Source organism: Streptomyces sp. WAC03905 (assembly GCF_057371075.1).
Genome location: NZ_JBXYDZ010000003.1, coordinates 6,837,134 through 6,848,491, shown reverse-complemented (window position 1 = coordinate 6,848,491; position 11,358 = coordinate 6,837,134). Strand labels below are relative to the sequence as shown.

Here is an 11,358-nt window from a genome sequence, read left to right as displayed (position 1 = left end):
GCTCCCGCGGCGCGGGGGCCCCTTCCCACGTGCCGGGGCCGGTCAGGGGGTGTGGGCCGCGGTGTCCCACAGCTGGGCGGGTCGCCCGCAGCGCAGGGCCTCCCAGGCCGCGCGCCGGTAGCATCCGGCGACCAGGCCGTCCCGGACGAGACCGGAGGCACCGTGCAGGTGCACGGCGTCCCGCGTCACGTCGAGGGTGGTCTCGGCCGTGAGGGCGATCAGCCCGGCGGCCTCCCCCGGGGTCAGTCGGCCCTCGTCGAGGTCGCGGGCGGCGTCGCCGACGGCCCAGCGGACGGCGTCGAGCCGGGCCAGCAGCCCGGCCACGCGGAGCCGGGGCCCCTGGTGCTTGACCAGGGCCTGCCCGAACTGCTGCCGTCCGCGGATCCGGGAGACGACGGCGGTCAGGGCGGCCGCGGTGATGCCGGCCAGCAGGGACGCCTGGTGGACGGCGGCGCGCAGGCCGACGCGGGCGAGGGCGTGCTCGGCGGCGACGCCGCGCAGCAGCACCGAGCCGGCGGGGATCCGCGCCTCGTCGAAGACGGCTCCGGCGACGGCTCCCCCGCCGTGGTCGCGCAGCGGGCGTACGGTGACGCCGGCCGCGGGCAGGTCGACGAGGGCCACGCACGGCCCGTCCGGGCCGCTCGCCAGGACCAGCAGCGCGTCGGAGCCGACGCCGGCGGCGAACGGCCCGCCGGTGCCGGTGAGGACGACGCCCGCGCCGTCGCCGTCCGGTTTCCAGGCGATGCCCGGGGGCACGGCGCCGCGCGGGTCGGGCAGCCGGCCGGGCACGGCGAGCTGGAGCTCCCCGGCGCGCACCCGGTCGAGCCGGTCGTCGGTCCCCTCGGGGGCGAGGGGACCGAGGGCGGAGAGCACGTCGAGCGCGAGGAGGGTGTCGGCCAGCGGGACGGGCTGCATCCCGTTGCCCGCCTCCTCGCACACCATGGCGAGGACGGCCTGGCCGAGGTCGAGGCCCTCCTTCTCGATGGGGAGGGCGAACTCCCAGGCGCCGACCTGCGTCAACGCCTCCCAGGCGCCCGCGGGGGTGTCCCCGTCGACCTCCAGGCCCTGCCGCACGGTGAGCCGGAGCTGCCGGAAGAGCGAGTCCTCGTCCTCCCTCTCCCGCCACCGCTCGGGCGCCGCGCCGGCCGCCCCGTCCGTACCGCTGCCGTTGACCGCGTGGGTCGTCATGGCCGTACCTCCGCCCCTGAGTCGAGACGCAGCCGGGCCAGCGTCTCCAGCATCATTTCGGCGGTGCCGCCGGATATCCGCATCCCCGGGGCTTCACGCATCGCCGAATCGAGTGGGTGTGCCACCCCGTCGACCTCCGGGTCGTCGAGGGTCATGCTGGTGTCGCCGTCGAGTTCGGCGGCCCACCAGGCCACCTCCGCGGCGAGTTCGGTGGTGTACCACTTCGCGGCGGCGGCCTCGTCCTCGTTGAGCTCGCCCCGGTCGAGGCGGGTGAGGACGCGCCGGACCAGGGTGCCCGCCGCGAGCAGCCGGGCGTTGAGTTTGGCCAGGCCGATCTGGTCGTGCTGGCCGGCCTCCAGCCGGTCGGTGTGGGCCTCCAGCCGTTCGACCGCGGCCCGGTACCAGCGCAGCGCCTTGACGTAGTAGTCGAGTCCGGTGCGTTCGAAGGCCAGTGTCTTGACGACGATCGCCCAGCCCTGGCCGATGCCGCCGACGACGTCGTCGGCGGTGACGGCCACGCCGTCGAGCGCGACCTCGTGGAAGGCGTCGTCGCCGATGCCGGGGATCTGCCGGATGGTGACGCCGGGCTGGGCCAGGGGCACGAGGAAGAGGCTGAAGGCGTCGTCCTCGCCGCGGGCCAGGCACAGTCCGTAGTCGGCGAAGCGGGCGAAGAGGGAATGGACCTTGGTGCCGTAGAGCTTGTAGCCGCCCTCGCCGTCGGAGACGGCGCGGGTGGAGAGGATGTTGAGGTCGGAGCCGGCCTGCGGTTCGCTGAAGAGCACGCAGCCGAAGGAGGTGCCGTCGGCGAAGCCGGGCAGGTGGCGCGCCTTCATCTGCTCGCTCGCGACGTTGAGCAGGGTGGAGCCGACGATCTGCACGGTGAGGGTGTGCAGCAGGTCGGGGACGTCGTGCATGGCGAGTTCCTCGACCAGTACGGCGGCCGCGACCTGGCTGACGCCGCGGCCCCCGTACTCCTCGGGCCACTGGGGCGCGAGGAGGCCGCGTTCACCCAGGGCCCGGTGGATGGGCCGCGGGTCGCGGGTGCGCCGGGCCTCGGCGACGGGCGCGGAGACCAGGATGTCGTGGATGTCCTCGCGCAGGGCCCGCATGGGGGTGCGGGGCACTCCGGCCCCGCTCCGTACGAGCCCGCAGTCCGCGGGCGCGCGGTAGAACTCGGTGGTGAGCACGGGCAACTCCCTAGGCGGGTCTGGGTGGGTCGGGGGGGAAGCAGGGGGCCGGGGCGACCGTGCCCCGGCCCCGCTCAGTGCCGGGCGGTGGTGACCGGGGAGGCGGGCGCGGCGACGGCCCGGTCCAGTACCTCCTCGATCCCGGTGAGCAGGCCCCGCACGTCCTCGGGCGTGGCCGCGTGCCGGTTGTACTCGGCGGTGCCGCCGATCTCGCCGTCCCGTTCCACCAGGCCCACGCAGGCGAGGGCGGCGGCCGGGTCGGGGCTGTAGAGCTCCAGGTGGCGTGCGGGCGGCCCGGGCAGCTGGCCCACCTCGATGCCCGGGAGGTCCAGTGGCACGGCCGGGTAGTTGTGGAGGGCGAACAGGACGTTGTACGGCGGGGGCGTGCCGTCGCCGAACAGCACGTCGACGGGCAGGCGCTGGTGGGCGAGGGCGTCGGCCACCGCGGTGCGGGTGCGGTGCAGGAGTGCGCGGAAGGAGGGCCCGCCCGCGAGGTCGAGCCGGATCGGCACGACGGTGGTGTACTGCCCGACGGCGCCTTCGAGCGGTGCGGCGAACCGGCCGGCGGCCGGGGTGCCGATCACCACGGAGGTACGGCCCTCCCTGCGGGCGAGGACGACGGCGAGCGCGGCGAGCAGCGTCATGAACGGGGTGGCCCCCTCTGCCGCGCCCAGCTCCAGCCCGGCGTCGACGGGACCGCGGGCCAGCCGTACGGGGAGATGGCCGCGCTCGAAACCGCCGGCGGCCCGGGGCGCGGGCGGGTCGGCGGCGAACACCGCCCTGCGGCGGGCGAGTTCGGCGGTGCCGTCCGGTCCGGCGAGCCAGCGGTGCTGCCAGTCGGCGTAGTCGGGGAACTGCAGTTCGGGCGGGGTGGGGTCCTCCGGGCCGTCGCGGTAGCCGGCGGCGAGGTCGGCGAGGAAGACCCCCGAGGACCAGCCGTCGAAGACCGCGAGGTGGGAGGCGAGGATCAGGACGTGCTCCTCGGGTGCGGTCCGCAGCAGCCGGAAGGCGCTGGTGCGGCCGCTCTCCAGGTCCAGGACGGTGGAGGCGCTCTCGGTGGTCTGCAGGGCGACCCGCTCCGCGGCGGCCCGCGGGGTGAAGCCCGTGAGGTCGGCCCGGGTGATCCGCAGGACCGGTTCTCCTTCGACGTGCAGCCGCGGCTGGTCGGCGGTGGAGCGGACCAGCCGGGTGCGCAGCGCCTCGTGGCGGCGCAGCACCCCGGTGAGGGCCGCCTCCAGCCGTCGGGGGTCGAGGGGGCCGGTCAGCCGGAGCGCGTGGGAGCCGGTGGCGACGGCCGGGTGGGTGCGTTCACGGCGCCACAGCCGGGTCTGGAGGGCGGTCGGGGGGACCGGCCCCGCGCCGGAGCGCGGGGCCGGGTGGGCGGGCACGGGCCGGCGGGCGGCCAGCATCAGGCGGGCCAGCTCGCGTTTCGCCTCGGGGAGCGCGGCGAGGGCTCCTTCCAGGCCGGACAGTCCGGCCATCAGGGACCCTCCGGCTGCTGGAGGGAACCGAGGAGGGCGGCGGCCTCCTCGTCGCTCATGTTCTCGATCTGCTCGAAGACCGCGAGCAGCCGGTCCTGTTCGCCGGCGGCCTCGGCCTTGGCGGCGCGGACGAGCTCGGCGAGGCCGGCGACGGTCGGCCGGCCGAAGAAGTCGGCGAGGGCGATGTCGATGCCGAAGAGGGCGCGGACCCGGGAGACCACGATGGTCGCCTGGAGGGAGCTGCCGCCGAGGGCGAAGAAGTCGCCCTCGACGTCAGGGTTCTGCCATTCCAGGAGCGGGGTGAGGATGTCGCGGCAGATTTGTTCCTCGACGGCGTCGCGCGGCGGGGTGCCGCCCTGGGCCGACTGCTCGGTGGGCAGGGGCAGGGCGGCCGTGTCGACCTTGCCGTGCGGGGTCAGCGGCAGCTCATCCAGGACGACGACCACCGGGACCATGTAGCCGGGCAGCCGTACGGCCGTGTACGCGCGCAGGCCCTCGGCGTCGGCGACCTCCGACGCGTAGGAGCCCACCTGCTCGACGGTGACGTAGGCGGCCAGCATCCGCTCGCCGCCCGCGGCGGGCTGGGCCACCACGACGGCCTGCTGCACGGAGGGGTGGCCGGTCAGGACGGCCTCGACCTCGCCGGGCTCGATGCGGTGTCCGCGCACCTTGAGCTGGCGGTCGGTGCGGCCGAGGAAGTCCAGGTTCCCGCCGGGCAGCCAGCGCACCAGGTCGCCGGTGCGGTACAGGCGGGCGGTTTCGGGGCCGTCGGCGTAGGGGTTGTCCGCGAAGCGTTCGGCGGTGAGGTCGGGACGGCCCAGGTAGCCGCGGGCCACGCCGGGGCCGGCCACGCACAGTTCGCCGGGGACGCCGGGCGGGACCGGGCGCAGCCGCTCGTCGAGCACGAAGGCCTGGTGGCCCGGCATGGGGCGGCCGATCGGCGGGTTGCGGTCGTAGCTGCCGGTGCAGTCCATGAGGGTGACCGCGACGGTCGCCTCGGTGGGTCCGTAACCGTTGACGAAGCGGCGCTCCCCCGCGGTCCATTCGGCGACGAGCCGACCGGGGAAGGCCTCACCGCCCACCGAGACCAGGCGCAGGTCGGGCAGGGCCGCCTGGTCGAGGAGGGGCAGCAGGGCGGGCGGGAGTTCGGCGACGGTGACCGCGTCCTCGCGCATCCGCGTCTGGAGCAGGGCGGGGTCGCGGCGTTCGTCGTCGGTGGCGATGACGAGCGAGCCGCCGGCGAGCAGGGTGGTGAAGATCTCGAAGACGGAGACGTCGAAGGTGAGGGGCGCGAACTGCAGGACGCGGTCCTCGGCCTTGATCTCGTAGGCCTTGGCGATGGTGCGGGAGAAGTGCGTGACCGAGCGGTGCTCGATCATGACGCCCTTGGGCGTGCCGCTGCTGCCGGAGGTGTAGAGCACGTAGGCCAGGTCGGCGGGGGTGGAGCTGAGGGCGAGGGAGGGGACCTCGCGTACGGGGGCCGCGGACCCGGTGTTGACGAGTTCCAGGGGTACGGGCAGCTGCGCGCTCTCGTCGACGAGGGCGTGCCGGACCTTGGCGTCGGCCAGGACGGTACGGGTCCGCTCGGCCGGGGCGGCCGGGTCGACCGGGATGTAGTGCGCGCCCGCCTTGAGGACGCCGAGGACGCCGGCGACGGCGGCGGGCCCGCGGGCCACGCACACGGCGACGGGGTCCCCGTGTCCGACGCCGCGGTCGCGCAGCCGGTGGGCGATGGCCTCGGACCAGCGGTCGAGGGCGGCGTAGTCCAGCCGCGTGGTGCCGTGGCGGACGGCGACCGCGTCGGGGTGGATGGTGGCCCGCTCGCGGAAGGCGCGGTCCAGGGTGGTGGTCCAGGCGGCCTCGTCGACGGGGCCGCCGCGGGACAGCTCGCGGGCGTGCCGGGAGGCGGCCGGCTCCTCGACCAGGCTGATGTCGCCGACCCGCAGGTCCGGGTTGTCGGCGACCTGCTCCAGGACCTGCCGGAAGGCGGCGAGGAGGGCGGCGGCCGTGCCGTGCCGGTAGAGGGAGGTGTTGTATTCGAGGGAGAGTTCCAGGCCGTCGTTCTCGCCGACGAGGAAGCTCATGTCGAACTTGGCGGCGCCGTCGTGGAGCTGGTCCATGGCGAACTCGACGTCCGCGGCCTGCGCGCGGTGGGTGCCCCAGCGGCCGAGCGAGGTGAACTCGATCTGGAAGAGCGGGTGGCGCAGCGGGTCGCGGACGGGGCGGACGGCCTCGACGACCTGCTCGAAGGGCAGTTCGCTGCTGGTGAAGGAGTCCATCACGGAGGCCGCGGTGCGGGTGACCAGCTCGCGGAAGGTGAGGCCGTCGGTGACCTCGGTCCGCAGGGTGATCATCTGGACGAAGCAGCCGATGACCTGTTCCAGGTCGGGGTGCGGGCGGGAGGCGCTGGCGGTGCCGACGACGACGTCCTCGGTGCGGGTCCAGTGCCGCAGCAGGGCGTTGAAGGCGGCGAGCAGGGTGGTGAAGACGGTGGTGCTGTTCGCGTCGGCGAGTTCGGTGAGCCGGTCCAGCAGCTTCTGGTCGAGGGTGAGCTTCAGGCCGCGGCCGTCGCCCTTCGTCTCCGGACCGCGCGGGTGGTCGGGCATGACCTCGGTGGCGACGGCGCCGGCGAGGATCTGGCGCCATTTGGCGGCGAGCGCCCGGCCGTGCTCGTCGTTCTCCAGCTTGGCCCGCTGCCAGGCCGCGAAGTCGGCGTACTCGACGGCGAGTCGCGGTGCCTCGGGGCGCCGTCCCGCGGCTGCGGCGGCGTAGCTGGTGGTCAGTTCCTCGGTGAAGATGCGGGTCGAGCCCGGGTCCCAGGCGATGTGGTGGACGACCCAGAGCAGGACGTGGCGGTCGGCGGCGAGGCGTACCAGGTGGGCGCGCACGGGCGGGGCCGCGGCCAGGTCGAAGGGGGCGGCGGCGCAGGCGGCGGTGAGCTCGGCGAGTTCGCGGTCGGCGTCCTCGCTGCCCGACAGGTCGGTGCTCTGGACGCCGAGGACGAAGGAGGGGACCGGTTCCTGCCAGGGGACGCCGTCGATCTCGACGAGTTTGCTGTGGAGCACCTGGTGGCGGGCGACGACGGCGTTGAGCGCCTCGTGCAGGGCGGCCCGGTCGAGCGGACCGCCGAGGGTTATGGAGAGGGCTATGTTGTTGCGGGCCTTGCCGGCGCCGAGCTTGTCGACGAACCACATCTGCTCCTGCTGGAAGGAGGAGCGGGAGCGCGGTCCGTGGTCGGCGCGCTTGAGTTCGACGCGGCGGCCCACGCCGGCCGTCATCTGGTTGCGCATCCTGCCCAGCAGCCGGGAACGCTGTCCCTGGGGCAGGCGGCCGAGCCGTTCGGCGAGATCAGACATGGTTTCCTCCGTTGCGGTGCAGGTCGGCGAGCAGGGCGGCGAGCCGGTCGGGGAGGTGCTTGGCGAAGTAGTGGCGGCCACCGGGGATCACGGCGAGCGTCACGTCGGCCGCGTAACGGCCCCAGGCGCGGTAGCCGTCCTCGTAGCCGTCGGTGGCGTCGTCGGCGTCGCCGATGATGCAGGTGAGCGGGGTGGTCAGGGGCCGGTCGTAGCCGGCCGGGGTGCGGGCGAAGAAGCGGGCGGCCTCGGTCATGTCGTGCCGCACCATGCGCAGGACGGCGGTGAGGTCGCGGTCGTCGAGGACGCCGTCGAAGCCGTCCATGGTGGTCAGGTAGGCGACGAGGTCGTCGTCGCCGGAGACGCGCTCCATCTCCAGGGCGTACTCCGGGTCCTCCTCGGGGAGGGCCGCGGCGAGGTCCAGGGCGACCGGGCGCTGTCCGAGCCGTTCGAGGACGTGGGTGGTCTCCAGGGCGGTGACGACTCCGGCGCAGTGGCCGTAGACCGCGTACGGGCCCCGCACCGTGCGGGCGATCTCCTCGGCGGCGAGCTCGGCGAACTCGGGGACCGGCAGCATCGGCCCCGGGCGCAGCGGGTCGTGTCCGGGCGGGGAGACGGCCAGCAGCTCGATGTGCGGCGGGAGCTGGGCCGCGAGGGGCTGGTAGGCGATGGCGTCACCGCCGCCGTGCGGGAAGCAGACGAGGGTCAGGGCGGTGGTGCCGGGCGGCCGTTCGGGGGTGAGCCGGTGCAGCAGGCGGTGCTGCTGCGTACCGGTCCCGCCCAGTTCGGCGGTGCGGGCGGCGAGGCCGGCGGGGGTCGGGTTGCTGAAGAGGTCGACCACGCGCAGCCCGGCGGCCCCGCCGTCGGGCAGGGCGGCCGCGACGGCCCGTACGGCGCGCACCGCGGCGAAGGAGTCCCCGCCCAGGGCGAAGAAGTCGTCGTCGGAGCCGACTTCGGCGACGCCGAGCACCTCGGCCCAGACGGCGGCGATGCGCAGGGCGACGGGGTCGCCGCCGGCCGGTGCGGCGGCGGGCCGGTCCGCGGCGGGGGCGGCGGGGCGCGGGTCGGGCAGGGCGCCGCGGTCGACCTTGCCGTTGGGGCTGAGCGGCAGCCGCTCCAGCAGCACCAGTTCGGCGGGGACGCAGTGCGGGGGCAGGACCGTGCCGAGTGCGGTGCGCAGGGCGGCGGTGTCGAGGCCCGCGCCGTCCTCGGGGACGACGTAGCCGACGAGACGGTCGGAGCCGGCCGCGGTGCGGCGGGCGGCGACGACCGCTTCGCGGACGCCGGGGCGGTCGCGCAGCGCGCTCTCCACCTCGCCCGGCTCGATGCGGAGCCCGTTGAGCTTGATGCGGAAGTCGGTGCGGCCGAGGAGTTCGATGGTGCCGTCCGTGCCGTAGCGGGCCAGGTCGCCCGTGCGGTAGAGGCGTTCGGTGCGGCCGGGCTCCAGCTCGACGTGGACGAACTTCTCCTCGGTGAGCTCGGGCCGGTTCAGGTAGCCGCGGGCCAGTCCCACGCCGCCGAGGTGGAGTTCGCCGGGTACGCCGACGGGGACCAGGCGGTCGTGCGGGTCCAGGACGTACGCCAGCTGGTTGGCCATGGGGCGGCCGTACGGGAGCTTCGTCCACTGCGGATCGACCCGGCCGACCCGGTACTCCACCGAGTGGATCGACGCCTCCGTGGCCCCGCCGAGTGCCACGAAGGACAGCGCCGGTGCGAAGGCGCGGATCCGGTCGGGCTGGGTGACGGGGATCCAGTCGCCGCCGAGGAAGGCGGTGCGCAGCGTGGGCAGCCGGGGGCCGCCGGCGTGTTCGAGCTGGTCGACGAGGAGGCCGAGGAGCGCGGGGGCGGAGTTCCAGACGGTGACGCGGTGGCGTTCGACGAGGTCGGCCCAGTGCGCCGGGTCCTTGGCGGCGGCCGGGTCGGGCAGGACGAGGGTGCCGCCCGCGGCGAGGATGCCGAGGGTTTCGTAGACGCTCATGTCGAAGCTGGGCGAGGACAGCGCGAGCACCGCGTCGGCGGGGCCGATGCCGTACGAGCGGTTGAGGTCGAGGAGGTTGTTGACCACGCCGCGGTGCTCCAGGGCGATGCCCTTGGGGGTGCCGGTGGAGCCCGAGGTGAAGATGACGTAGGCGAGGTCGCGGGCGGTGACGGGCACGTCGGGCCGGGTCGCGGGGAGTTCGGCGAGTGCCGCGCGGTCGGTGTCCAGGAGCACCTGCGCGGTGCCGGCGGGGACGGGCAGCCGGCCGATCAGCTCGGCGTCGGAGACGACGATGGGCGGCGCGGCGTCCTTCAGCAGCAGCGCGAGGCGTTCGGCGGGGTAGTCCGGGTCGAGGGGGACGTAGGCGCCGCCGGACTTGAGGACGGCGAGGATGGCGGTGACCAGGCCGGGGCCGCGGCGCAGGCACAGGGCCACGGTCCGGCCGGGGCCCGACCCGGCCTCCACGAGCCGGTGCGCGAGCCGGTTGGCGCGCTCCTCCAGCTCCCGGTAGGTGACGCTCCAGCCGCCGAGTCCGCCGAGGATCACGGCGGGTGCGTCGGGCCGGCGGTCGGCGTGCTGCTCGAAGAGGTGGTGCAGGCAGGCGTCCTGGGGGAAGGGGGCGCGGGTGGCGTTCCAGTCGTCCAGGGCGGCGTGCCGCTCGGCGTCGGTGAGCAGCGGCAGGGAGGACAGCGGTGCGTCGGGGCGGCCGACGGCGCCTTCCAGGGTGGTGAGGAAGTGGCCGAGCAGCCGGTCCACGGTGGCGGCGTCGAACAGGGCGGTGGGGTACTCCACGAGGGCGCGGACCGCGGTGCCGGTGTCGTGCACGCTGATCATGAGGTCGTACTTGGTGGCGTGCGAGGAGAAGTCGATGGGCTCGGTCGCGAGGCCCGCGAGCCCGGGGGCGGTGTCCGGGGTCTCGTCGAGGAGGAACATCACGGAGGTGAGCGGAGGCCGGCTCGGGTCGCGGGGCAGCCCGAGCGTGTCGACGATCAGGTCGAAGGGCAGTTCCTGGTGCGCGTACGCCTGCAGGGTGGTGTGGCGGGTGGCGCGGACCAGCTCGGCGAAGCCGGGGTCGCCGCCGGTTCTGATGCGCAGCGGCAGGGTGTTGACGAAGAAGCCGATCAGTTCGCTGAAGGCGGGGTGGTCGCGGCCGGAGACGGAGGTGCCCACGACGATGTCCTCCTGGCCGGTCCAGCGGCGCAGGGTGGCGGCGAAGCCGGCCAGCATCGTCATGTAGAGGGTGGCGCCCTCGGACTTGCCGAACTCCCGCAGCCGGGCGATGAGGTGGGGCGGCAGGTCGATGTAGCGGGAGGCTCCCTCGTGTCCGAAGACGGGGGGCCGGGGCCGGTCGGTGGGCAGGTCGACGGGGGCGGCACCGCCCAGTTCCTCGCGCCAGAAGGAGGTCAGGCCCTCCAGCCGGTCGCCGCTGACGCGGCGGCGCTGCCAGGTGGCGAAGTCGGCGTACTGGAGGGCGAGCGGGGCGTTGGGCTCGGTGGGGGCGCCGGTGCGGGCGGCGTAGGCGCGTTCCAGTTCCGTGTAGAGGATCCGCATCGACCAGCCGTCGGTGACGATGTGGTGGAGGTTGAGGACGAGGACGTGGTCCTCGGCGCCGAGGCGGCCGAGCCGGGCGCGCAGCGGGACGGCGCCGGCCAGGTCGAAGGGGGCGCCCGCGTCGGCGTCGTAGAACGGCCGGACGGCCTCCTCGCCGGGCAGTTCGGTCAGCGGCAGCGGCAGCCGGAACCCGTCGACGACGCGGGGCAGGGCCTCGGAGGCGCCCTCCTGGTAGGTGTAGACGGTGCGCAGCACCTCGTGGCGGTCCACGATGTCCTGGAGCGCCGCATGCAGGGCGGGGACGTCGAGCGGGCCGCGGATGCGGGTGGCGACGGGCACGTTGTAGGCGGGGCTGCCGGGCTGCAGCTGGTCGATGAACCAGAGCCGGCGCTGCGCGAAGGAGAGCACCGGCGGGTCCGCGGGGTCGCGGGGTGCCGGCTCGGGGTCCTCCCGTACGGCGGCGCGCCCGCCGGTGCGGCCCGTCAGGGCCTGGAACAGTGCCCGGCGGGACTTCGGCAGTGCGGCTATGCGTTCGGCGAGGGACTCGCTCACCTTGAGCCTCCGTGCGTCTTCGGGAGAGGGAGTACGGCAGGGCGCGCCGCGGCAGCGCGGCGCGTGCG

At 75.0% G+C, this 11,358-nt stretch carries 5 protein-coding genes; all 5 read right to left on the bottom strand.

Going from position 1 to position 11,358, the window contains the following annotated elements; genetic code table 11:
* Positions 1-42: 42 nt before the first annotated feature.
* Positions 43-1,188, bottom strand: coding sequence for an acyl-CoA dehydrogenase family protein (locus AC2RP6_RS33385; protein WP_486449564.1), 1,146 nt, complete (start codon positions 1,186-1,188; stop codon positions 43-45).
* Complete coding sequence (locus tag AC2RP6_RS33380; protein WP_486449563.1) at positions 1,185-2,375, bottom strand: acyl-CoA dehydrogenase family protein; 1,191 nt, start codon at positions 2,373-2,375, stop codon at positions 1,185-1,187. Before AC2RP6_RS33380 ends, AC2RP6_RS33385 begins: the two co-directional genes overlap by 4 nt.
* A 74-nt stretch (positions 2,376-2,449) precedes the next feature.
* On the bottom strand, positions 2,450-3,856 hold the full coding sequence (locus AC2RP6_RS33375; protein WP_486449562.1) for a condensation domain-containing protein: 1,407 nt from the start codon (positions 3,854-3,856) through the stop codon (positions 2,450-2,452).
* Positions 3,856-7,212: a non-ribosomal peptide synthetase gene (locus tag AC2RP6_RS33370; protein ID WP_486449561.1), complete on the bottom strand. Its 3,357-nt coding sequence runs from the start codon at positions 7,210-7,212 to the stop codon at positions 3,856-3,858. Before AC2RP6_RS33370 ends, AC2RP6_RS33375 begins: the two co-directional genes overlap by 1 nt.
* Positions 7,205-11,290, bottom strand: a complete 4,086-nt coding sequence (locus AC2RP6_RS33365; RefSeq protein WP_486449560.1) for a non-ribosomal peptide synthetase — start codon at positions 11,288-11,290, stop codon at positions 7,205-7,207. Before AC2RP6_RS33365 ends, AC2RP6_RS33370 begins: the two co-directional genes overlap by 8 nt.
* Positions 11,291-11,358: the final 68 nt, after the last annotated feature.

What these genes read in the sequence shown, in the direction of transcription:
- AC2RP6_RS33385 (WP_486449564.1), bottom strand. Translation starts at nt 1,188, where the DNA reads ATGACGACCCACGCGGTCAACGGCAGCGGTACGGACGGGGCGGCCGGC.
- AC2RP6_RS33375 (WP_486449562.1), bottom strand. Translation starts at nt 3,856, where the DNA reads ATGGCCGGACTGTCCGGCCTGGAAGGAGCCCTCGCCGCGCTCCCCGAG.
- AC2RP6_RS33370 (WP_486449561.1), bottom strand. Translation starts at nt 7,212, where the DNA reads ATGTCTGATCTCGCCGAACGGCTCGGCCGCCTGCCCCAGGGACAGCGT.